Raw genomic sequence first — 23941 nt, 5'->3', positions numbered from 1 at the left:
CAGTCGATTCGCTTTTCTCGAGTCCGCCCGCTCATGGAACAGGCACCTTATACATTTCCCTAGGTGACTGGCAAGGTCGTACCCCGCCTCGCCGTGACACCCGGGTCGCTCATCCTTGCGGCCGATGGCCGCTTACGACATGCCATTGATGGCCCACATTAAAGCCCGCTGGCGGGCTGTCTCGCAACGACGCCCCCTACAGACGCATCAAATCGAAATACAACGCCATCAACATCAACGAACCCACCAAGGCGACTCCGATGCGCAACCCAAAGGCTTGTACCGCCTCGGGCACCGGACGCCCCCGCACCGCTTCGATCAGGTAGTACACCAAGTGACCGCCGTCGAGCACGGGAATCGGCAAGAGATTGAGGACCCCCAGGCTGATCGATAAATAGGCCAGGAAGCTGATGAAGCTTTCCACGCCATTACGCGCGGAATCGCCCGCGATACGTGCAATCGTCACCGGCCCCGACAGATTGGAGGGCGAGATCAACCCGACCAGCATCTTGCGGATCGAATCCAGCGTGAGCAAGCTCATCTCGCCGGTCTTGCTCACCGCCTCACCGATCGCGTCCAGCGGCCCATAACGAATCTCGCGACGGTAACGCTCGGGCCACTCGGTAGTCTGCACGCCCACGCCGATATAACCCATCGCCGCGCCGTCTTCCTGCTCGCGCGTGGCCGGCGTCAACTCCACGTCGCGGCGTTCACCGTCACGCTCGACTCGCAGCGCAAGCGTCTTACCGGGGTTGTCACGCACCCGTTCGACGAATGCCATCCAATCCTCGACGGCGACACCGTCGACGCTGACGATACGGTCGCCGCTCTGCAGCCCGGCTTGCTGGGCACGCCCATCATCCAGCACCTCTCCCAGCACGGCGGGCAGCTCGGGACGCCATGGCGTCACCCCCAACGTGGCCAAGGGGCGCGGCGGATCCTGGCGTACCAACCAGTCGTTGACCGGCACGCGATGACGCTCTTGCGAAGCCGTCTCGGAATCACGCGTCGTGACCTCGAGCTCACCGTTGGCACCAATCGCCGCCACCAACTTGAGATTGACGTCCCCCCAGGAAGGCGTGTGCTCGCCCTCGACGGCCACGATCTCCTGTCCGGACTGCAAGCCGCCCTTGGCAGCCGGCGAGTCCGCAGCAATGTCACCGATCACCGGCGCCACCGTAGTCGTGCCATAGACGAACAGCGCCCAATAGGCGACGAAGGCGAGCAAAAAGTTCGCCAGCGGTCCAGCCGAGACAATGGCGATGCGTGCCCAGACACTCTTACGATTGAATGCCTGCGCTTGCTCCTCCGGTGCCACCGGGCCCTCACGCTCGTCGAGCATCTTGACGTAGCCACCCAGCGGGATCGCAGCTACGGCGAACTCCGTGCCATGGCGGTCGACGCGCGACCATAGCGGCTTGCCGAAGCCCACTGAGAAACGCAGCACCTTCACGCCACAACGCCGCGCCACCCAGAAATGGCCGTACTCGTGGAAGGTGATCAACAACCCTAGCACCACGATGACCGCCAGCAGATTCTCAATCACGCCCATGGGGGTCGACCTCCTTCCTGCGGCTTGCCAAGCCCGCGCATCATGACGCGAACCGCGTCAATTGACGTTCGGCCTCGCGCCGCGCCGCCTCGTCTGCGGCCAGCACCGCGCTCAATTCATGCGCCGAATGCACCTCGCAAGCCTCGCAGACCGCCGCCACCAGGCGTGGAATATCCGCGAACCCGAGCCGTGCATCGAGAAACGCTTCCACCGCCACTTCATTCGCGGCATTGAGCGTGGCCGGGGCGGTACCGCCTGCGGCCATTGCCTCACGGGCGAGACGCAGGCACGGGAAGCGTGCTTCATCGGGCGCCTCGAAGTCGAGGCGCGCCACCTGAAACAGATCCAACGGCGCCACGCCAGCATCGATGCGCTCGGGCCAGGCCAGCCCATAGGCAATCGGCGTACGCATATCGGGGTTGCCCAACTGCGCGATCACCGAGCCATCGCTATACGCGGCCATGGAGTGAACGACGCTTTGCGGATGCACCACGACCTGAATCTGTTCCGGCCGCGCATCGAACAACCAGCATGCCTCGATCAGCTCGAGCCCCTTGTTCATCAACGTAGCGCTATCCACCGAGATCTTGCGGCCCATCGACCAGTTGGGATGCGCACACGCCTGCTCCGGCGTCACGGCTTTCAGCTGCGTCTGGGACCAGTCACGAAAAGGCCCGCCGGAAGCGGTCAACAACAACTGCGTCACGCCCTGACGTGCCAACCCACCACGGTGCTCGGTGGGTAGACACTGATAAATGGCATTATGTTCAGAATCGATGGGCAACAATACCGCACCATGGCGTTCGACGGCCTCCATGAACAGCGCGCCGGACATCACCAGGGCTTCCTTGTTGGCGAGCAGCACGCGCTTGCCGGCGCGCACTGCGGCCAGCGTCGGCATCAAGCCGGCCGCCCCCATGATGGCGGCCATCACCACCTCGCTGTCGGCGCTTCCGGCCACTTCCGATAACGCCGCCTCACCGGCGCGCACTTGGGTATCGATGCCCGCCTCGGCGAGAGCATCACGCAGCCAGGCAGCGTCGCGCTCCTCGCCGAGTACCGCAACATCGGGACGATGAACCAAGCATTGATCGCGCAGCGTTTCGCGCGAACGGTAGGCGGTCAAGGCATGCAGTCGATAACGCTGGGGATGACGGGCAATGACATCGAGGGTGCTCTTACCGATGGAGCCGGTGGCTCCGAGCACGGTCACACGTTGTATCCGAGCGCAATCGGCATATTCCATGCGTCACCTCAGCCCAACCATGGGCGCAACAATACGAAAAGCGGAATCGCGGCGGTCAAACTGTCGATGCGATCGAGTACACCGCCGTGTCCGGGCAGCAAGTGGCTCGAATCCTTCAAGCCGCGTTGGCGCTTGAGCATACTCTCGAACAAGTCGCCCAGCACCGAGATCAGCACCACTGGCAGCGCCAAGACCATCAGCCACAGTGCATCACTGCCGGCCACTCCCTGCCACTGTGCGAAGACCAGGGCCAGCACTGCGACCGCCGCCATACCGCCATAGACGCCTTCCCAGGATTTTCCGGGGCTCACGTGCACAGCCAGTTTGCGGCGCCCGAACGCACGCCCCGCGAAGTAGGCACCGATATCCGCAACCCACACCAGCAACAGCACGAATAGCAGCCATGCCGCGCCGTCGTCGCGCAATTGCACGAAGCCGATCCAGCACGGTAACAGCACCCACAGGCCCATGCCCAGGCGCACCACACGACCTTGCCATTGCGCGTGTTGCTGGGGGTAGCGAACCACCCAATAGAGATTGGCCAGCCAACCCAACATACCCAACCACAACGGCCAAGGCTGGTGCACGGCACCGCTCAGCCATAGAAGAAGCATCGCCACGGCACAGGCGGCGACGAAGGCAAGACGCGGCAGTTGGCGCTTGAAACCGGCCAGGTTGGCCCATTCCCAGGCACCGATCAGCACGATCGCCCCCGTAAACAAGGCAAAAAGAGGACCAGTGAGCCCGAACAGGCCGAGCAGCGCCAATGGCGCCAGGACCAGCGCCGTGAGGATACGTTGCCTAAGCACCATGCGCCTCGACTTGTTCCGGGGACATGCCGAAACGGCGCTGACGCTCTTGGTAGGCACTTAGCGCAGCATCGAATGCCTCGGCACCGAAATCCGGCCACAGCTCGGGAGTGAAATAGAATTCCGCGTAGGCGAGTTGCCACAGCAAGAAGTTGGAAACCCGTTGCTCACCGCTAGTGCGGATACACAAGTCGACGGGTGCTTCATCGGACAGGCTGATTTCAGCGCCCAGTGCTTCCTCATCGATGGCGTCGGGCGACAGCTCCCCCGCCGAGACCCGCTGCGCCAACCGTCGCGCGGCACGCGTAATATCCCAGCGGCCACCATAATTGGCCGCAATCACCAGGTGAAGGCCCTGATTGTCGCGGGTCATGGTCTCGGCACGCTCGATATATTGCTGGATGGACGTGGAAAACGCCTCGCGCTGGCCGATCACCGAAAGCCGGATACCATGGTTGTGGAGCTTTTTCACCTCGCGCTTGAGGGCGATCAAGAAAAGCTCCATCAGCGCGTCAATCTCGGAGGCAGGGCGTTTCCAGTTCTCGCTGGAGAAGGCGAACAAGGTCAGCGTGTCGATGCCACGCTCGGCGGCGCGGCGAATCACTGCACGCACCGACTCGACACCCGCGCGATGCCCGCGGATGCCGGACAGCCCACGTGCACGCGCCCAGCGATTGTTACCATCCATGATGACCGCCACGTGGCGTGGCAGCTCGCCCGCACGGGGTGGAGAAAACGGCTGTGAGGTCATGGGATCCCGTATCATGGAGATCGACGGAAGCGCGTCCCGACGGTCACCTCTCAGACCTGCAGCAGGTCATGTTCCTTGGTTTCCAGAAGCTTATCGATTTCGGCGACATACTTGTCGGTCATCTTCTGGATCTCATCGATGGCGTGATGCTCATCGTCTTCAGTGACCTCTTTCTCCTTGAGGAGCGCCTTGAGATCACCGTTGGCATCACGCCGCACGTTGCGGATCGCAACCCGCGCGTTTTCCGCCTCACCGCGCGCCTGCTTGATGTAATTGCGGCGCGTTTCTTCAGTCAGTGGCGGCAAAGGCACGCGAATCACATTACCCGCAGCGGCGGGATTGAGACCCAGGCCGGAGGTCATGATGGCCTTCTCGACCTTGGGCACCATGCTCTTTTCCCACGGCACCACCGCCAGAGTCCGCGCATCTTCCACATTGACGCTGGCCACCTGATTGAGCGGCATGTCGGCACCGTAGTAATCCACGTGCACCGCATCCAACAAGCTGGGATGCGCGCGCCCGGTACGGATCTTGTGGAAGTTGGCATTCAGCGACTCGACGCTTTTCTTCATGCGCGAGTCGGCGTCTTTCTTAATATCGTTGATCACTGTTTCAGCCTCTATCTACCAGCGTTCCTTCCTTGCCCCCAACCACGAGGTTGAGCAAGGCCCCCGGCTTGGTCATATCGAACACGCGCACCGGCATATCATGGTCCCGCACCAAGCAGATAGCGGTCAAATCCATCACGCCGAGCTTCTGGTCGAGCACATCGTCGTAGGAGAGACGTTCGTACTTGGTGGCATCGCTGTGCTTGACCGGGTCCTTGTTGTAAACACCATCCACCTTGGTCGCCTTGAGCACCACATTGGCATCGATCTCGATGCCGCGCAGGCAGGCCGCCGAGTCGGTAGTGAAGAACGGGTTACCGGTCCCCGCAGAGAAAATCACCACATCGCCCGAGGTCAGGTAACGAATGGCGGTACGCCGGTCGTAATGCTCGACGACACCGCTCATGGGAATCGCCGACATCACCCGCGAACGAATATTGGAACGCTCCAGGGCATCGCGCATGGCCAGCGCGTTCATGACGGTGGCCAGCATACCCATGTGATCACCGGTGACGCGTTCCATGCCCGCCGCGTGGAGCGCCGCCCCACGGAACAAATTGCCGCCGCCGACCACGATCCCCACCTGAACACCGATTCCGACCAATTGGCCGATTTCCAGCGCCATGCGATCGAGCACTTTGGGGTCAATCCCGAACTCGTGCTCACCCGTCAGGGCTTCGCCGGACAGTTTCAACAGAATGCGCTTGTACTTCGACTTCTCGTTACGCTCCTGGGAAGCGGCGCTACGATCGGTGGGAACAGACATTCGGACTCTCCTCGTCTCAGCGGACTGTATCGGCGTAGTGGGGAACGGCTCGGCCGAGCGTCGGCCGGATACGCGATGGCGTGCGCATCTGCGCACGCCATCGCCAGCACAGGTACATGACAGCTTAGCTGCGACGCGCCTGATCCATGACTTCCTGAGCGAAGTCGACTTCTTCCTTCTCGATGCCCTCGCCCACTTCGAAGCGGGTAAAGCTGACCACTTCGCCACCCGCAGCCTTCACGTACTCGGCCACGGTCTGGTTGGGGTCCTTGACGAAAGGCTGCTGAGTCAGGCTGTTTTCGGCCAGGTACTTCTTCAGGCGACCTTGAACCATCTTCTCGGCGATTTCCGCCGGCTTGCCCGCCATGTCCGGCTGCGCCAGGATGATCGCCTTTTCGCTGTCCAGTTCCGCCTGGGGCATGTCTTCCGGATGCGCGGCGCTCGGATTGATTGCCGCCACGTGCATGGCAATGTCTTTAGCCACGTCGGCATTGCCCGCACTGAGAACGGTCAGCACGCCGATACGGCTACCGTGCACATAGGCACCCACGACACCGCCTTGCGGGGCATCGACGACTACCGCACGACGCACGCTGATGTTTTCGCCAATCTTCTGCACCAGCTGCTGACGCGCGTCTTCCAGCCCGCCTTCCATCAGGCTCGCCACATCATTGCTCTTGGTTTCGAACACTTTGGCGACGACCTGGTCGGTGAAGGCGGTGAAGTTTTCATCGCGCGCCACGAAATCGGTCTCGGAGTTGACCTCGAGCATCACAGCGTAAGAGCCGTCATCGGCGACACGCGTCACCACGGCCCCTTCGGCTGCCGTACGCTCGGCTTTCTTGGCCGCTTTCAGGCCAGAATTCTTGCGCAGATTTTCGATGGCGGTTTCGATGTCACCGTCGGCTTCGGTAAGCGCTTTCTTGCACTCCATCATGCCGAGACCGGTGCGCTCGCGCAGTTCCTTGACCAGAGATGCGCTGATAGCTGCCATGGTAAATACCTCTGAATGTGGTTCGACGTCTGGTGGAAACGCTGCCTCGTCGCCGGCACGGCTTGAGCGTGACTTGGCGTGACATGCACGCGCGACGTGCGACCAGCATCTCCTTTGAATGAAGAATTCCTTCAGGGTTCACCGCCCTTGCATCCGGACGGTGAAAAGGGGGCCTGTAGCCCCCTTTTGATCCGTGCTGCGCCGCCTTCACGGGCTGCCTAGTATCTCGTCGCTCGCGTACGAGCGTCAGCACGGACCCGCCCCATTACTCGGCGGCGGCTTCGTTCTTTTCGTTCGCTTCACTCGCCTCGTCGGTCACTTCGACGAACTCGCTAGCGCTGTTACCCTTGGCCTGCACGCAGGCGTCGGCGACGGCCTGAGTGTAGATCTGAAGGGCGCGAATGGAGTCGTCGTTGCCCGGGATCACGTAGTCGACACCGTCCGGATTGGAGTTGGTATCGACGACACCGATGACCGGAATGCCCAACTTGTTGGCTTCGTTGATCGCGATGCGCTCGTGATCGACGTCGATCACGAACAGCGCGTCGGGAAGGCCGCCCATGTCCTTGATACCACCGACGCTGCGCTCGAGCTTATCTTGCTCGCGGGTCGCCATCAGGACTTCTTTCTTGGTCAGCTTCTCGAACGTGCCGTCTTCGTGCATGGCTTCAAGTTCGCGCAGACGCTTGATCGACACGCGAATAGTCTTGAAGTTGGTCAGCATGCCGCCCAACCAACGATGGTTGACGAACGGCTGACCGGCACGACGAGCCTCTTCCTTGACGATCTTGCTGGCGGCGCGCTTGGTGCCGACGAACAGGACCTTATTGTTGGAGGCTACCATCTTCTCGACCACGGCGAGCGCGTCGTTCAGCGCCGGCAGCGTGTGCTCGAGGTTGATGATGTGGATCTTGTTGCGTGCACCGAAGATGTACTTGCTCATCTTCGGGTTCCAGTAACGGGTCTGGTGACCGAAGTGAGCGCCTGCCTTGAGCAGGTCACGCATATTGACTTGTGCCATGGATGACTCCTGAATCGGGTTAGGCCTCCATGCACCCCATGGATCCGACCACGACGACTACGAACGTCGCCCCGGCACCCGGGACCATGTGACGGTGCATGTGTGTTTTCAAGGCGTTATCATTTCACCTACTAGCCTCACCGCGCCAATGTCTCGGCCGAGCCGAACGCGCTAGGCGGCGATTGCAGTAAGGCGCGCGGCTTTATACCATAGATCGATTCCAAGATGAAGTCGCTCCCGGTTGCCGCGCTTGGTGACTGCGCGCATGTACTGCGTTTCGCGCCAGCCTGAGCGCCGAGACTATAGGCCAGGAGCCACCTCGACGCCAGACCCGAACCCTCCGAATTCGAGATCGCATGAACATTCCCATCAAAACCGCCGACGAAATCGAAAAAATGCGCGAAGCCGGTCGCCAGGCCGCTTCGGTACTGGAAATGATCACGCCGCATGTCGTGGCCGGCATCAGCACCGGCGAAGTCGACCGCCTGTGCCACGAATACATCGTGGACGAGCTGGGCTCCACGCCCGCACCGCTCAACTATCATGGTTTCCCCAAGGCCACCTGCACCTCGATCAACCATGTCGTCTGCCACGGCATTCCCGATTTCGCCAAAAAACTCAAGAATGGCGACATCATGAACCTCGACATCACCGTCAAAACCGCCGACGGCTATCACGGTGACTCCAGCATGATGTTCGTGGTCGGCGACAGCATCCAGGGCGGGCGCCTGGCACGCATCACTCAGGAATGCCTGTACAAGAGCATCGCCCAGGTACGCCCCGGCGTGCGTCTTTCCGAGCTGGCTCGCACAATCCAGCAGCATGCCGAGGATAACGGCTATTCAGTGGTACGCGATTTCTGCGGCCACGGTATCGGCACCGGTTTCCACGAGGACCCGCAGTTCCTGCATTATGACGGCTACGAACCCAGCGCCGACGCCGAACTGGCCGAAGGCATGTGCTTCACCATCGAGCCCATGATCAATGTCGGCGACTATCGCACCAAGGTGCTACGCGACGGCTGGACCGCAGTGACCAAGGACAAGAGCCTATCGGCCCAGTGGGAACACACGCTGCTGGTCACCGCGACCGGCGTCGAGGTGCTCACCGCGCGTGGCGACGAGGACATGAGTTTCCTCGAGGGGTAAGCGCCGCCGCCGCTCAACCGGTCACCCGACGTAACGCGCGAACAGGAGTGCCACGCGAATGCTGCTTCATCACTATCGCTTCGTGCCCGACGAGACGCTGTTCGATGCGTCCGCCTTCCGCGAAGCGCTAGCCGCCAGTCGCACACCGATCGTCGTGTTCAAGGACGCGCTACGCGAGTTGCAAGCGCGCCTCGACGCACGCTTTCACGCCGGCAGCGACATTCGCGACCTGGTCCATGGCCGCGCCTGGTGTCTGGACCAGCTATTGGCTATCGCCTGGGAGCGCTATGACTGGCCCGACGACGGCATCGCCTTGCTTGCCGTCGGCGGTTATGGTCGTGGCGAGCTGCATCCGTATTCCGATATCGACCTGCTGCTGCTGCTCGAACACGACGACGATGCCCCCTACCGCGAAGGCTTGACCGGCTTCATTACCTTCCTCTGGGATATCGGCCTGGAAATCGGCCATAGCGTGCGCTCGCTGGCCGATTGCGAGCGTGAGGCGCACGCCGATCTCACGGTCATCACCAACCTGCTGGAATCGCGCACCCTCGCCGGTCCCGAGCACCTGCGCGAGACGATGCGCGGGCGCCTCTCCAACGAGGCTATGTGGCCGAGCGATGCCTTCTTCGAGGCCAAGTGGCAGGAGCAGATCGCCCGTCACTATCGCTACAACAACTCCGAGTACCACCTCGAACCCAACATCAAGAGTTCGCCGGGTGGACTACGCGACATCCAGATGATCGGCTGGGTGGCCAAGCGCCACTTCGGCGAGCTGCGCTACGAAGACGTCGTCGCCCAGGGCTTCATGAACGACGCCGAGTTGCGCATTCTCAGCCAAGGCCAGTCCTTCTTGTGGCAGGTGCGTTATGCGCTGCACATGCTCAACGGCCGTGCCGAAGACCGCCTGCTGTTCGACCATCAGCGCGCCATCGCCGAGCTGTTCGGTTATCGCGACACGCCGGAGCGCCTCGCCGTCGAGCAATTTATGAAGCGCTACTACCGTCACGTCACCGCGCTGGCGGGACTCAACGATATGCTGCTTCAGCACTTCGACGAGGTCATCCTGCGCGCCCACGAGACGCCGGATGTCACACCGCTCAACGCGCGCTTCGAGATTCTCGGCGGCTATATCCAGGTGCGCCATGCCAATGTGTTCCGCCACCGCCCCGGCGCCCTGCTCGAACTGTTCCTGTTGATGGCCCAGCACCCCGAGATCGAAGGTGTGCGCGCCGAAACCATTCGCCTGATCCGCGATCATCGCCACCTGATCGACGAGAGCTTTCGCGACGACCTGCGCCATCAGAGCCTGTTCATGGAACTGCTGCGCAGCGGGGGCAACATCCCGCGCCAACTACGGCGCATGAACCGTTACGGCATCCTCGGCAAGTACCTGCCGGAGTTCGGTCAGGCCGTGGGACTGATGCAGCACGACCTGTTTCATCTATATACCGTCGATGCACACACCTTACGCCTGCTGAAGTTCGTGCAACGCTTCCGTGAACCCGAAGGCCACGAGGACTTTCCCGTCGCCGCGACCCTGATTCACCAGTTGCCCAAGCTCGAACTGCTTTGGATCGCCGGGCTCTATCACGATATCGGCAAAGGGCGCGGCGGCGATCATTCCGAACTCGGCGCCGTCGACGCCACCGCCTTCTGCGAGCGCCACGGCCTCTCGCCGCGCGATACGCGCCTGGTCGCCTGGCTGGTCGAGCATCACCTGCTGATGTCCAAGACCGCCCAGAAGCGCGACATCTCCGATCCCGACGTCATCCATGAATTCGCGCTGGCGATGCGCGACGAGGTCCATCTCGACTATCTTTATGTGCTCACCGTAGCCGACATCACCGCCACCAACCCCTCGCTGTGGAACGGCTGGCGCGCCGCCTTGTTGCGCCAACTGCATACCGAGACCAAACGCGCCTTGCGGCGTGGTCTCGATCACGCCATCGACCGCGACGAATGGGCCCGCGAGTCGCGCGAAGAAGCCCGAGGCCTGCTCGGCACGGTGGGCATTGATGCCGCCAGCGCGGACGCCTTGTGGGCCTCGTTCGGCGACGACTACTTCCTGCAGTACGCACCCAGCGAGATCATCTGGCAGACGCAGGGCATTCTCGAGCATCAACCCTCGGAGTTACCGCTGATCCTCGCCAACGCGCCTACCGAGGACATGGCCGAGGGCGGCACCAAGGTGTTCATCCATACCCGCTCGGTCAACGACCTGTTCGCCGCCACCGCCGCCGCCATGGAGCAACTGGGACTGTCGATCCACGATGCACGCATCGCCACCTCCAGCAACGACTGGACGCTCAACACCTTCATCGTGCTCGACGACGAGGGCGAACCGATCCGCGATCCGCAGCGTCTTGAGGAAATCCGCCACCACCTGGTGGAGGAGCTCGACGACCCCGCCGACTACCCGCGCATCGTCACGCGTCATACGTCGCGCCAGCTCAAGCACTTCAAGGTGCCGACCCAGGTGATGATCGAGCAGGACGAGGCCAACACCCGCACCATCGTCGAGCTCATCGCTCCCGACCGCCCCGGCCTGCTGGCCCGCGTCGGGCGTATCTTCATGGAGCAGGACATCGCCCTCTCCGCAGCCAAGATCGCCACTCTGGGCGAGCGCGTCGAGGACGTCTTCTTCATCACCGACAAAGCCGGCGAGCCGCTCACCGATCCCGAGCGCCAGGCCAAACTGCGCGAGCGCCTGTGTGAGACGCTCGACGTCTGAGCCGGCCCCATTTGAGGCCCTTGGCCGGCTTGCCTATAATCGGGCCCTCCCGATGGCGCCGCGCGCCTTCATAACAACGCCATGTCCGCGCCGCCGGACTCGCTGCTGGATTGCTAATGAATCCCGATCTCGACGCCCTCAAGCCCTACCCCTTCGAGAAGCTTGCCGTTCTCAAGGCCGAGGTAACGCCGCCCGCGCTATCGCCCATCGCACTGTCCATCGGCGAGCCGCGCCATGCGCCGCCGACGGCCGTGCTCAAGGCGCTGCGTCGCTTCGAGGGCGAGGTTGCGCGCTATCCAGCCACGGCAGGGCTCCCCGAACTGCGCGACGCCATCGCCCGGTGGGCGACACAGCGTTATGCGCTGACATCCGGCTCGCTCGACCCCGCGCGCCACGTGTTGCCGGTCAACGGCACCCGTGAGGCGATCTTCGCCTTCGTCCAGACCGCGCTGGACCGCACGCGACCCGCCAAGGTAGCGATGCCCAACCCGTTCTATCAGATCTACGAAGGCGCGACCCTGCTGGCCGGCGGCGAGCCGTTGTATCTGGATTGCGCCCCCGAAAACGGCTGCCTCCCCGATCTCGGTAGCGTGCCCGCTGCCACCTGGCGCGACGTGCAATTGGTCTTCGTTTGTTCGCCGGGCAATCCCACGGGCGCCGTCACGCCGCTGGCCGAGTATCAAAAACTGATCGCCCTGGCCGACGAGCACGACTTCCTGATCGCCTCGGACGAATGCTATTCGGAGCTCTATCTCGACGAGGCCGCGCCGCCACCGGGGCTGCTCGAAGCCTGCCGCTCGCTGGGGCGCGACGACTACCGCCGCTGCCTGGTGTTTCATTCGCTTTCCAAGCGCTCCAATCTGCCCGGGCTACGTTCGGGCTTCGTCGCCGGGGATGCCGAGTTGATCGCGCCGTTCAAGCGCTACCGCACCTATCACGGCTGCGCCATGCCGCTGACGACCCAGCACGCCTCGATCGTCGCCTGGAACGATGAAACGCATGTGCATGCCAATCGCGATGCCTATCGCGAGAAATTCAGCGCGGTGGGCGAGATTCTGGCGCCGGTGATGGACTTCCCCACGCCGCGCGCCAGCTTCTATCTATGGCCGGCGGTGCCCGGCGGCGACGATGAAGCCTTCGCCCGCGATCTATTCGCCGAGGAGCATGTCACTGTGCTGCCCGGACGCTACATGTCGCGCGACGGCGCCCAGGGCAACCCCGGCGCGGGCCGCGTACGCCTGGCGCTGGTCGCCGAGCTCGACGCCACCGTGGAAGCCGCATGGCGCATCCGACGTTTCATCGAGCGCCACGCCTGATCCACCGCGCTACATCGCAACCCATTCATGAGGAGGCCGTCATGGTCACGCTCTACGGCATCAAGACCTGCGATACCTGCCGCAAGGCACGCCGCACACTCGACGACCTGGGCATCGCGTATCGTTATCATGACCTGCGCGAGGACGGCCTCGATGCCGCACGGCTGGATGCCTTTATGGCACGCAGCGACTGGAACACGCTGCTCAACACGCGCAGCACCACCTGGCGCGAACTCGACGACGCCGACAAGCGCGATCTCGACGCCGAGCGGGCCCGCGCGCTGCTGCTGGCGCATCCGACGTTGCTCAAACGTCCCGTGCTGGAAACGCCGGAACATTTCCTGGTGGGATTCAAGGCCGACGCCTATCGCGTCCTTCAAACCGCCTAGGCGCCCACCGGCATTACACGTATCACCGACCTTTTTCACCTAACCTTCGAGGACTTCCCCATGCTGAGCTTCGCTCTCGGAATCGGCCATCAGAACACCCAAGGCGAGTGGCTGGACGTCTACTACCCAACGCCGCTACTCAACCCCGATGATGCGCTGGTCGCGGCGGCGCGCCAGGCGCTGAATGCGCCGGCGGGCAACACCGTGGTCAGCTTCCTGCCCGAGCACTGCCAGGCACTCGCCGAGGCACTACGCCAGGCCGGTGGTACCGAGCAAGCCGAATTGGCCGAGGCCTTCTCCGCCGGCCAGCGGCCCCTCGTCGCGGTTTTCCTCGACGAGGACAACGCGCCGGCCAGCGTGCCCGAGGTCTACCTCAAGCTGCACCTGCTCTCGCATCGCTTGGTTAAGCCGCATGGCATCAAGCTCGACGGCATGTTCGGCCTGCTCAAGAACATTGCCTGGACCAATGAAGGCCCCATCGATGTCGACGAACTCGGCGCACGACGCCTCAAGGCACGCCTCGAAGGCCGCACGCTCACGGTCGACTGCGTCGACAAGTTCCCCAAGATGGCCGACTATGTGGTGCCCAAGGGCGTGCGCATCAGCGACACCGCCCGCGTGCGCCTGGGCGCCTACCTCGGCGAGGGCACCACGGTCATGCATGAAGGCTTCTGCAACTTCAACGCTGGCACCGAAGGCCCCGGTATGGTCGAAGGGCGTATCTCCGCCGGCGTGGTGATCGGCAAGGGCTCGGATCTCGGCGGCGGCTGCTCGACCATGGGCACGCTCTCGGGTGGCGGTAACATCATCATCACCATCGGCGAGGGTTGCCTGATCGGTGCCAACGCCGGCATCGGCATCCCGCTGGGCGACCGCTGCACGGTGGAAGCCGGCCTTTACGTCACCGCCGGTGCCAAGATCGCCGTGCTCGACGATCAGGGCGAACTGGTGCAGACCGTCAGCGGACGCGACCTGGCCAACCAAAGCGATCTGCTGCTGCGCCGCAACTCGCAGAACGGTCGCATCGAGTGCTTGACCAACAAGAGCGCCGTGGCGCTCAACGAGGCACTGCATGCCCACAACTGATCGCACCACGCCAGCGTCCCCGACCCTGGCGCTGGCCTTCGAGTTGCTGCGTCGTCGCTCGGTAACCCCGGACGACGCCGGCTGCCAGGCGCTGCTGATCGCGCGCCTGGAGCAGTTGGGATTTCATGTCGAACGCCTGCGCATCGGCGAGGTGGACAACGTCTGGGCCACACGCGGTGACAGCGGCCCCATGCTGGTGTTCGCCGGGCATACCGATGTGGTGCCCACCGGGCCCGAAAGCGACTGGGAATATCCGCCCTTCGAGCCGTGCATCGACGCCGAAGGCATGCTCTGCGGACGCGGCGCGGCAGACATGAAAGGCAGCCTGGCGGCGATGGTCACCGCCGTGGAAGACTTCCTCGCCACGCACCCGGCGCATCCCGGCCGACTCGGTTTTCTGATCACCGCCGACGAGGAAGGCCCCGCCGTTCATGGGACCCGGGCCGTGGTCGAACACCTGCGCGAACGCGGCATCGCTCCGGATTACTGCATCGTCGGCGAACCCTCGTCCAGCGAGCGCCTGGGCGATACCCTCAAGAACGGGCGCCGCGGTTCGCTGGGTGGCGTGCTGCGCGTCAAGGGCATCCAAGGCCATGTCGCCTACCCGCACCTGGCGCGCAACCCTGTGCACGAGGCGACCCCGGCACTCGCCGCACTGGCCGCCGAGCACTGGGATGCCGGCAACGACTTCTTCCCCGCGACCAGCTTCCAGATATCCAACCTCCAGGCCGGCACCGGGGCCACCAACGTGATTCCCGGTCAACTGGAAGTGGTTTTCAATTTCCGCTTCTCCACGGAGGTCACCGCCGAGGCGTTGAAGGCGCGCACCGCCGAGATCCTGGAAAGTTTCGCACTCGACTACACGCTCGACTGGACGCTCAACGGTGAGCCCTTTCTCACCGCCGGTGGGGCCCTGGTCGATGCCACCGTGGCCAGCGTGGAAGACATGCTGGGCTATCGGCCGCAGCTGTCGACCGGTGGCGGCACTTCGGATGGCCGCTTCGTCGCCACGCTGGGGGCGCAAGTCATCGAGCTCGGCCCCACCAACGCCACGATACACAAGGTCGACGAGCGCATACGCGCCGCCGATTTGGAGACGCTGAGTCGTCTCTATACGACCATCATGCAACGCTTGCTTACCTGAGGTCCGCCGTGGAGCGCTATCCCGACATCGAGATCTATCTGGCCGACGCCGACATCGAGGCCCTGCAACGCTGGCTCGCTGGGCACTTCGACGAACTGCCCACGCTGGTCAAGCGCGGCAAGGGCCAATGGCAGGTCCGGGCACGCCACGCCGGCAACGAGGTGCCGATCCTGCTGGTGACTCATGCCGCCGACGGCTTCGCCAGCCTGTGGTTCGACAGTCCGCATACTCCTTGGCCACGCGATGTGGACTGCGCGCGTGATGCCGCGCGCACGCTCGGCTGCGAGGTGCGTTGCTCATTGGGCGGATGGCAACCCGGCGACGAGCCGGATCGCTTCTGGCGCGTCCGTGCGGACGGCGAGGAAGGCGCCATCGACTGGCCAGACTCGGGACAGTAGTAAACGACGCATGACGTAAAACGCCCCGTCCAATGCAACCGAACGGGGCGTTGTCTTGCCTGCATGGCAGGGTCGGTGATCAGGAAATAACGGTCACATCATCGGCCTGCAGGCCACGTTCGTTTTCGATGACGTGATAACGCACCTTCTGACCTTCCGCGAGCGTACGATGCCCCTTGCCGCGGATGGCGCGAAAATGCACGAACACGTCCTCGCCGCTATCGCGGGTGATGAAGCCGTACCCTTTGTTGACGTTGAACCACTTCACTTCGCCGATCTCGCGGTCGTCGTTTTCCAACTCGGCGAGATGCGCCAGCTGCCGCGACTGCGGGGCCAGGGCTTGCGTGCTCAGCGTTCCCAGCAACAGCAGCACGAACACGGCCAAAGCCGTGGCACTGTAGGCGATGGCGATGCCATCGGCTTCCAGCAGCAGGGAAAACTCAAGTACGCTGCCGGTCAGCGTCACGAACAGCGCGATCAACAGTGGAGAAGGAATGGCCAACAGGACACTGATGAGACTACAACGTAGGAGTATCTTACGATTCATGGACCTCGATATCTCTTGTTGTCCGATGGAAATGCTCTTTGGCGCCTGAGCGCGTACAGAGCCGACATGAGTTGCGCAGTCAATACGCAACGTGATGAACACAACGTTTGAACACAATGCACTTGAACGCATTGTATAAGGTGCCAGAAATGAACGGTGACACACCGTCGAAAGATTCTAGCATGACCGAAGACACCACGCGCGACCGCCTCGACGCATTGGAGTCCCGACTCGCCTATCAAGAAGACTGGCTGGACACGCTCGACCAGGCTCTGGCCGCGCAGGACCGCCGCGTGGCCCAGCTCGAACGTACCAATGACATGCTGCGCGAACGCCTGCAGAACCTGCGTCAAAGTGTCGATCATATGAGCGATGACGACGCCCCGACGCCTAGCGACGAGATTCCTCCCCATTACTGAGAGGGTGTTTACAAAAGGGCTGCACTCGACAATCCGGCGTTAAAATCGGCCTCAAAATACTCATTTACCCCATGTAAACTCCGTTTTTTCGGCCAATTTTGCCTTGCCTTGCCTTCGTTCGCCTGTTTTGTAAACACCGCTCTGAGCGGCGAAGGCCTCGGCCGTTGGCACATGGCTCAGGCGTGCTGGGGCTTTTTCAGCAGCAGAATCAACGGCGCTACCAACAAGTACAGCGCACCCAGCCACAGGAAGATATCGTTGTAGGCCATGACCATGCTCTGCTCGAGCAGGGTCCGTGCCATCATCTCGACCGAGGCCGTCTGTGGGTCGCCGGTCGACGCCAGCAGCTGCTGATACTGCGTCTGGGTCGCGTTGACCACCTCGCGGCCTTGATCGATAGCAGGAATCAGCTGATTCCAGTGGTAGTCCTCCCGCCAGTCGCGAATCGTGTCCAGCAACGCCAGACCCACCGCTCCGCCAAGATTACGCATCACGTTGAACAGACCGCTGGCATTGCCGACTTCGCTCGGCGGCAAGGTGCCAAAGGCGATGCGCGAGGTCGGGATCAAGCACATCACCAGTCCCACGCCGCGCACCACCTGCGGCCAGAAGAACGCGTCGAAACCCGATTCGGCGGTCAGGTTGGCATTCATCACCGTGCCGATGCCGGTCAACAGCATCCCCAGCAGCAGCAAGGCACGCAGGTCGACCTTGTCCGAGGCGCGTCCCACCAGCGGCGCGGTCAAGAACATCGCCACCCCGGTCACGATCATCACCTCGCCGATCTGCAGGGCCGAATAACCGCGTACATTACCCAGGAACAGCGGCAGCAGGTACACCAGGCCGTAAAGCCCTATACCCACCACGAACCCCAACCCAGCCCCCACGGCGAAATTGAGATTGACGAAGGCACGCAAGTCGACGATGGGATGACGGTGGCGTAGCGCGCGCCAGAAGAAGCCCACCGAGGTGAGCGCGCAGACGATGACGGCGATGAGAATCGTACGGCTGGAGAACCAGTCGTCGCCGGGGCCCTCCTCGAGCGAAAACTCCAGCGTGCCCAGAAACAGTGCCAAGAGTGCCAGGCCGATGAGATCGAGATGGCGCAGCGCACGATGGTCGGGACGGTCGATGTCCAGAAGCCGCCATACCGCCACCGACACCAGCACACCGGGCACGAGATTGGCGAGAAACAACCAATGCCAGCTCGCGAACTCGGTGATGTAGCCACCCACGGTCGGCCCGATCGACGGCGCCAGGGTCGCCACCAAGCCCATCACCCCCTGCACCGTACCCATCATGCGACGCGGAAAGACACTGAAACTGATGGCATAGGCGATGGGAATCATCGCCCCGCCCATGAACCCCTGAATCGCCCGCAGCACGATCAGCGATTCGATGGAATTGGCCATGGCGCAGCCGAGGCTCGCCAGCGTGAAGCCCAGGCAAGAGCCGACGAGCGCGACGCGGGTGGAAAGAATCCGCGTCAGCATGCCCGACAGCGGGATCATGATGATCTCGGCGATCAGGTAAGACGTCTGAACCCAAGAGATCTCGTCGGCGCTGGCCGAGACCCCGGCCTGAATCTCGTTGAGAGAACTGGCGACGATCTGGATATCCAGAATCGCCATGAACATCCCGAACACCGCCGCCACGAAGGCCAGTTGGGTACGCCGTGAAGGGGCTTCCTGCGGACCCGACGCGTCGCTTGCGATCGCCTCGGCCATTTAGCCGTCGTCCTCGGCGTCGGGATCGAGATCGCGCGTATCCACCGACGGCACCACCGAGAGGCCATCGCGCAAGCGCTCCAGGGCGTCATCCGGGCCCGTCACACGGATGCGCACCGGCACCCGCTGGACGATCTTGTTGAAGTTGCCGGTGGCGTTATCCTGCGGCAACAGGCTGAAACGCGACCCTGTGGCGGGCGCTAGACTGTCGATGACGCCCTCGAACTCGGTATCGGGATAGGCATCGACGTGCAACGACACCGATTGCCCCGGCCGCATGCGCTCGGTCTGGGTTTCCTTGTAATTGGCAATGACATAGGCCGAGCGAATCGGCACCAACTGCATCAAAGTCAACGACGGTTGCGCCAATGTGCCGACCTCGACCGTCTTGTTGCCGATCACGCCGGCCACCGGCGCCGTCAGGCGGGTCTTGTCGAGTTGGTGGCGCGCGTTATCGACATCGGCCCGGGCGGATTCGATGTTGGCCTCGGCACTGTCGCTTTCGGCCTCGAGCACGTCGAGCTGCTTGCGCGACGACGATAACGTGGCACGCCGCGCTGCAAGCGTCGCTTCTGCCACCTGCACGGCCGCCTGATCGTCCTGGTACTCTTGCTGAGAGGCGTAGTTCTTCTCCGCCAGACGCTTCGAACGCTCGAGATGCAAACGTGCCTGTTCCAGATCCGCTTGCGCCGAGGTCACCTGAGCCTGGGCCTCGTCGATCGACGCACGCTGCTGCTCGATCTGACGCTTGGCACTGACCGCATTGGCCTGGGCCACGGCCAGCGCCGCCTGGGACTGGGCAAGTTGAGACTGGGCATCGCTGGGGTCGAGCTTCACCAGAATATCGCCGGCCTCGACGCGCTGGTTGTCGGACACCGCGACCTCGTCGACGCGCCCGCTGACCTCGGCGCGCACCGCAACACTATCGGCATGCACGTAGGCGTTATCGGTCTCTTCGAAGAAACGGCCGGTCTGCCACCAATGTATCCCCCACGCGAGGGCCGCCAGCACCAACACGACCAATGCCAGCGCCGTATAAAGTCGCTTCTTGATTTTCATATACCCAGTTCACCGGACGGTCTACACAGGTCGTACAGGATACACTAATCCATCCGCGGGACGCTCGGGGGAACCGCCCAGGCATGGCTAAAGGCGGATCGCGGCATGTGCTAGCAACCCGGCGCTGTACTCATCCGCACAAGCTGATACTCTTCGCGAATGCTGCCGCGTCTCATCCGCACCCGGCCCCGCCCTAGAGGAGCCGTCACGTGACGATCTTCACTTCCCTACGCACTGATTCGCGTCACACTCGCTGGCGGCCGCATCTCGATCATTGGACATTGATCACGCTCGGCGTGGCATTGATCGTTGCCTTGCCGGTAATCACCGTACTGGCACATATGTGGCTACCCACGCACGGTATCTGGACCCATCTCGCCAGTACCGTACTCGGCGGCTATCTCGTCAATACCCTGTGGCTGGTGTTGGGCGTTGGCATCGGTACGACCCTCATCGGGACCGGTACCGCCTGGCTGATCACCATGTGCCGCTTTCCCGGCCGGCGCCTGTTCGAATGGGCACTGCTGCTCCCCCTGGCCGTGCCGACCTATGTCATCGCTTACGCGTATACGGATTTTCTGCAATACGCCGGCCCCCTGCAGAGCGAATTGCGTGCCTTCTTCGGCTGGGAGAGCGACGATTATTGGTTTCCACGCATTCGCTCCCTGGGCGGCGCCGTCACAGTCATCACGCTGGTTCTTTATCCCTACGTCTACCTGCTCACCCGGGCGACATTTCTCGAGCAGTCGGCCTGCGTGCTGGACGTGGGTCGCACGCTCGGACGCGGCCCCTGGCGACTCTTTGCCACCATCGCCGTACCGCTCGCGCGACCGGCCATCATCGGCGGAGTCTCGCTAGTGCTGATGGAAACCCTCAACGAGTTCGGCGCGGTCCAGTTCTTCGGCGTGGACACCTTCACTACCGGCATCTATCGCACCTGGTTCGGCATGGGCGAACCGATTGCCGCGGCTCAGCTTGCCGCCTGCCTGCTGGTATTCGTGCTTGTGGTGGTCGCTCTGGAGCGTTTCTCACGCGGAAAACGCCGCTACTTCCACACGACCGGCCGCTATCGCCAGCTCCCCGAATTCTCGCTCAAGGGGTGGCGCGCCTGGGGCGCTTCTCTCGCCTGTCTGCTGCCTATCGGCGTCGGGTTTCTTCTCCCTTGCGCGATCCTCGCCGAGCTCGCGCTGGAGACGGGCGATAGCGTACTCGGCACTCGATTTTTCGATTTCGCCGGCAACAGCTTGCTGCTCGCCGCCTTTTCGGCGATTGTCGCCGTGGGGCTGGCCGTCATATTGAGTTATGGCGTGCGCCTGCATCCCGGACGTCCGACCCGCATGGCCACACGTATCGCCGCCATGGGCTATGCCGTACCCGGCTCGGTGGTCGCCGTGGGAATTCTGATCCCGCTCACCTGGGTCGATCGACACCTCTACTCGCTGCTGAACGGCGGTCTCGGTTTCGACGTCGGCTTACTGTTGAGCGGATCGGCGTTCATTCTGATTTACGCTTATGTCGTGCGCTTCCTGGCGGTCTCGTTCAATACCGTGGAGGCAAGTCTGGGCAAGGTCACGCCCGCCATGGATGCCGCTGCGCGCACACTGGGGCAAACCGCCAGCGGCACGCTGCACCACGTACATGCTCCGCTGATGCGAGGCAGCCTGTTGGCCGCTGCCTTGCTGGTATTCGTCGATGTCATGAAGGAATTGCCCGCAACGGTGATCCTGCGCCCATTCGATTTCGACACCCTCGCCGTTCGAGCGCACAACCTCGCGGCCGACGAACGCCTCGCGGAAGCAGCGTCCTCGTCATTGGCCATCGTCATGGTAGGCGTGATACCGGTCATTCTCTTGAGCCGTGCCATTCGTCACTCGCGTCCCGGCGCTTCAAGCGGGAAACGCGAAGCATTGTGACGGCTCCAACTGTAAGGCCACCGACTGCCCGGCGCGGGGCAAAAAGACACCCGGCACTTGGGCATGCCAATGCACCTCCTGTCCCTTTTCATCGGGAACGGCAAGGTGCAGCAGGCTGCTTCGCCCCAACAATTTGGCCATGACCACGCGCGCGAATATGCCGACATCGCCTACCGGGCGTTCCATTAAAGCGCCATCGTGCGTCACACGGAGCGCTTCCGGGCGAACCATCACTCGTGCCCGCGACCCTTCCGCCAACGCTGGTGCAGCCACCACACCCGCCGGCGTCATTACCTTCGCCTCGCGCACTTCACCAACCCACTCGTTGACTGCCCCGAAGAATGTCACCACGAACGGCGTCTGCGGCTGACAATACAATTGATAAGGTGTCCCCCACTGCACCACGCGCCCTTCACGCATCAAGGCAATACGATCGGCCATGAACATCGCCTCTTCGGGATCGTGGGTGACCAGCAAGGTACCCGCTCCCACGCGCTTGAGGGCATGCAGGGTATCATCGCGGATCTGCTCGCGCAGACGCGCATCGAGACTCGAAAACGGCTCGTCCAGCAGCATCAACCGCGGCTCCGGCGCCAACGCACGCGCCAATGCGACGCGCTGTTGCTGACCGCCCGAGAGCATGTGCGGATAGGTATCGGCACGTGCTGCCATGCCCAGTTGTTCGAGCCACTGCATCGCCCGAGCACGTCGCCGCGACGGTGGGAGGTTATCGAGCCCGAACGCGACGTTTTCCAGCACACTGAGATGGGGAAACAGTGCGGCCTCCTGGAAAGCCAGCCCCACACCGCGTTTTTCCGGGGGCACGTGGTGGCCCTCGGCTTCATCCAGCATCTCTTCACCCAGGCGAAGCTCCCCATGCTGCAAGCGCTCAAGCCCCGCCGCGATCCGCAACAAAGTCGTCTTGCCACAACCAGAAGGGCCCAGCAGGCACACCACCTCCCCGGGCATGACCTCGAGACTGACATCATCGACGGCCAGATGCTCGGCATAGGCGTGCCGCACCCGCTGCAGAGACAAACGAGAAGCCGGCATCCCGGTGGATGACCCGAGAGGAATATCCAGTAAGCGGTGCATGACGGTAGTTAAGCCCAAGAATGACAAAGCGCCAGCATCTCATTCTGGCCTCGAACCTTAACCCCAATAAAAATTCGCACTAGTAAACGATAATTAAACGCAATTGATTGACCGCCCCCACGGATTGGACTTCAATAAAGGAAATACGACTTATTATCATTCAATATATTGCAAGGGAGCCTCACCTCATGTCCCCAACTCGACTCGCCATGCCTACTAGCGTACTGCTCGCGGGCATCGCCTTCACCGGCAATGCGCTCGCCGATGCCGTCAACATCTACTCCGCCCGTCACTACGACTCCGACCAAGCCCTCTACGAGGCTTTCACCGACAAAACCGGCATCGAAGTCAATGTGCTCGAAGGCGATTCGGATCAACTCATCGAACGCATCCGCCGCGAGGGTGCCGCTAGTCCTGCGGATGTCATGCTCACCGTCGACGCGGGGCGACTCTGGCGCGCCGAACAAGCGGACATTTTCCAGCGCATCGACTCCGACGTACTCGACGAGCGCCTACCCGACGCCATGCGCCACCCGGAAGGCAAGTGGTTCGGCTTCAGCCAGCGCGTACGGGCGATCTTCTACGACCCCAACGACATCGATCCGGCTCATCTCCAGCGCTATGAAGATCTCGCCGATCCGCGCTTCGAAGGCGACGTCTGCATTCGCTCCTCGAACAATATCTATAACCAGTCACTGCTGGCATCGATGATCGCTCACCATGGCGAGGAAGAGGCTGAAGCCTGGGCTCAAGGCGTCGTCGATAACATGGCACGCGCCCCCGAAGGCGGCGATACCGATCAGATTCGCGGCGTGGCCAGTGGCGAGTGCGATATCGCCGTCGCCAATCATTACTACTATGTGCGTCTGCTCGAATTCGACGACGTCGATGATCGCGCCGCCGCCGAGAGCGTCGAGATCCTGCTGCCCAACCAGGAAGGACGCGGGGCTCACGTCAATGTCGGCGGCGCCGGCGTAGTCGCGGACGCCCCCAATCGCGACAATGCCATCCGTTTTCTGGAATTCCTCGCTTCCGACGACGCACAACGCCTGTTCGCTGCCGGCAACCATGAATTCCCCGCCGTCGAAGGCATCGAGCTCGACGACGTCCTGGCCTCATGGGGCGACTTCAAGAAAGACGACCTGAACATTAGCCAGCTCGGCGAACACAACCCCGACGCGATTCGTATCTTCGACCGTGTCGGATGGCGTTGAGGTCA

Annotated in this window: 22 protein-coding genes; 10 read left to right on the top strand and 12 right to left on the bottom strand. The window is 62.6% G+C overall.

From position 1 onward, the window contains the following. Positions 1-196: 196 nt before the first annotated feature. From rseP to rpsB, 8 genes are all read right to left on the bottom strand, one after another. Positions 197-1552: a sigma E protease regulator RseP gene (rseP, locus tag L1071_RS00470; protein ID WP_246967350.1), complete on the bottom strand. Its 1356-nt coding sequence runs from the start codon at positions 1550-1552 to the stop codon at positions 197-199. A 40-nt stretch (positions 1553-1592) separates the two neighbouring features. Continuing rightward, on the bottom strand, positions 1593-2798 hold the full coding sequence (gene ispC / locus L1071_RS00465) for a 1-deoxy-D-xylulose-5-phosphate reductoisomerase (protein WP_246967348.1): 1206 nt from the start codon (positions 2796-2798) through the stop codon (positions 1593-1595). 8 nt (positions 2799-2806) lie between these two features. Then, positions 2807-3607, bottom strand: coding sequence for a phosphatidate cytidylyltransferase (locus L1071_RS00460; protein WP_246968492.1), 801 nt, complete (start codon positions 3605-3607; stop codon positions 2807-2809). Next, positions 3600-4358 (bottom strand): polyprenyl diphosphate synthase, encoded by a 759-nt coding sequence (uppS, locus tag L1071_RS00455; RefSeq protein ID WP_246967345.1) that lies wholly within the window; start codon positions 4356-4358, stop codon positions 3600-3602. Before uppS ends, L1071_RS00460 begins: the two co-directional genes overlap by 8 nt. A 50-nt stretch (positions 4359-4408) precedes the next feature. Continuing rightward, the gene (frr, locus tag L1071_RS00450) at positions 4409-4966 is read right to left on the bottom strand and encodes a ribosome recycling factor (RefSeq protein ID WP_246967342.1); all 558 of its coding nucleotides are present in this window, start codon (positions 4964-4966) and stop codon (positions 4409-4411) included. A gap of 4 nt (positions 4967-4970) precedes the next feature. Further along, a complete protein-coding gene (gene pyrH / locus L1071_RS00445) occupies positions 4971-5732 on the bottom strand; it encodes a UMP kinase (protein WP_246967339.1) in 762 nt (253 codons plus the stop codon). Positions 5733-5856: 124 nt separating this feature from the next. Then, positions 5857-6726: a translation elongation factor Ts gene (tsf, locus tag L1071_RS00440; protein ID WP_246967336.1), complete on the bottom strand. Its 870-nt coding sequence runs from the start codon at positions 6724-6726 to the stop codon at positions 5857-5859. 265 nt (positions 6727-6991) lie between these two features. Further along, positions 6992-7747, bottom strand: coding sequence for a 30S ribosomal protein S2 (gene rpsB, locus L1071_RS00435; protein ID WP_246967333.1), 756 nt, complete (start codon positions 7745-7747; stop codon positions 6992-6994). Between the two features lie 356 nt (positions 7748-8103). Here rpsB and map point away from each other — a divergent pair, with 356 nt between their 5' ends. The 7 genes from map to L1071_RS00400 all read left to right on the top strand — a co-directional run bounded on the left by map (position 8104) and on the right by L1071_RS00400 (position 15962). Then, a complete protein-coding gene (gene map / locus L1071_RS00430; protein WP_246967330.1) occupies positions 8104-8895 on the top strand; it encodes a type I methionyl aminopeptidase in 792 nt (263 codons plus the stop codon). 58 nt (positions 8896-8953) lie between these two features. Then, positions 8954-11629 (top strand): [protein-PII] uridylyltransferase, encoded by a 2676-nt coding sequence (locus L1071_RS00425; protein ID WP_246967328.1) that lies wholly within the window; start codon positions 8954-8956, stop codon positions 11627-11629. A 116-nt stretch (positions 11630-11745) separates the two neighbouring features. Beyond that, complete coding sequence (gene dapC, locus L1071_RS00420) at positions 11746-12945, top strand: succinyldiaminopimelate transaminase (RefSeq protein WP_246967326.1); 1200 nt, start codon at positions 11746-11748, stop codon at positions 12943-12945. Positions 12946-12986: 41 nt separating this feature from the next. Next, entirely contained in the window at positions 12987-13334 is a 348-nt protein-coding gene (locus tag L1071_RS00415) for an ArsC family reductase (protein WP_246967324.1), read from the top strand. 60 nt (positions 13335-13394) lie between these two features. Beyond that, positions 13395-14420 carry a 2,3,4,5-tetrahydropyridine-2,6-dicarboxylate N-succinyltransferase gene (gene dapD, locus L1071_RS00410; protein WP_246967322.1) on the top strand — a complete coding sequence of 342 codons (1026 nt, stop codon included), beginning with the start codon at positions 13395-13397 and terminating at the stop codon, positions 14418-14420. Further along, positions 14407-15564 (top strand): succinyl-diaminopimelate desuccinylase, encoded by a 1158-nt coding sequence (gene dapE / locus L1071_RS00405; protein WP_246967320.1) that lies wholly within the window; start codon positions 14407-14409, stop codon positions 15562-15564. The genes dapD and dapE overlap by 14 nt, the downstream gene beginning before the upstream one ends. An 8-nt stretch (positions 15565-15572) precedes the next feature. After that, positions 15573-15962, top strand: coding sequence for a hypothetical protein (locus tag L1071_RS00400; RefSeq protein ID WP_246967318.1), 390 nt, complete (start codon positions 15573-15575; stop codon positions 15960-15962). Between the two features lie 79 nt (positions 15963-16041). Here L1071_RS00400 and L1071_RS16180 read toward each other — a convergent pair whose 3' ends face one another. After that, entirely contained in the window at positions 16042-16509 is a 468-nt protein-coding gene (locus L1071_RS16180; RefSeq protein ID WP_281504381.1) for a cold-shock protein, read from the bottom strand. A 182-nt stretch (positions 16510-16691) separates the two neighbouring features. Here L1071_RS16180 and L1071_RS00390 point away from each other — a divergent pair, with 182 nt between their 5' ends. Then, complete coding sequence (locus L1071_RS00390) at positions 16692-16928, top strand: SlyX family protein (protein ID WP_246967316.1); 237 nt, start codon at positions 16692-16694, stop codon at positions 16926-16928. A 176-nt stretch (positions 16929-17104) separates the two neighbouring features. Here the strand turns inward: L1071_RS00390 and L1071_RS00385 are convergent, their stop codons facing one another. Both L1071_RS00385 and L1071_RS00380 read right to left on the bottom strand, forming a co-directional pair. Further along, positions 17105-18655 (bottom strand): DHA2 family efflux MFS transporter permease subunit, encoded by a 1551-nt coding sequence (locus tag L1071_RS00385; protein ID WP_246967314.1) that lies wholly within the window; start codon positions 18653-18655, stop codon positions 17105-17107. Beyond that, positions 18656-19714: an HlyD family secretion protein gene (locus tag L1071_RS00380; RefSeq protein WP_246967312.1), complete on the bottom strand. Its 1059-nt coding sequence runs from the start codon at positions 19712-19714 to the stop codon at positions 18656-18658. A gap of 341 nt (positions 19715-20055) precedes the next feature. Here L1071_RS00380 and L1071_RS00375 point away from each other — a divergent pair, with 341 nt between their 5' ends. Continuing rightward, positions 20056-21627, top strand: a complete 1572-nt coding sequence (locus L1071_RS00375; protein WP_246968490.1) for an ABC transporter permease — start codon at positions 20056-20058, stop codon at positions 21625-21627. On the opposite strand, the gene L1071_RS00370 is transcribed toward L1071_RS00375, so the two are convergent. Then, positions 21601-22722 (bottom strand): ABC transporter ATP-binding protein, encoded by a 1122-nt coding sequence (locus L1071_RS00370; RefSeq protein ID WP_246967309.1) that lies wholly within the window; start codon positions 22720-22722, stop codon positions 21601-21603. The two genes, L1071_RS00375 and L1071_RS00370, sit on opposite strands and share 27 nt — an antisense overlap. Positions 22723-22910: 188 nt before the next feature. Here L1071_RS00370 and L1071_RS00365 point away from each other — a divergent pair, with 188 nt between their 5' ends. Next, positions 22911-23936, top strand: a complete 1026-nt coding sequence (locus L1071_RS00365; protein WP_246967306.1) for a Fe(3+) ABC transporter substrate-binding protein — start codon at positions 22911-22913, stop codon at positions 23934-23936. Positions 23937-23941 lie beyond the last annotated feature (5 nt).

It is taken from the genome of Chromohalobacter sarecensis (assembly GCF_023061135.1).
Classification (GTDB): Bacteria; Pseudomonadota; Gammaproteobacteria; order Pseudomonadales; family Halomonadaceae; genus Chromohalobacter; species Chromohalobacter sarecensis.
The sequence above is the reverse complement of the archived record's forward strand: the minus strand, read 5'-3'. Positions and strand labels throughout refer to the sequence as shown.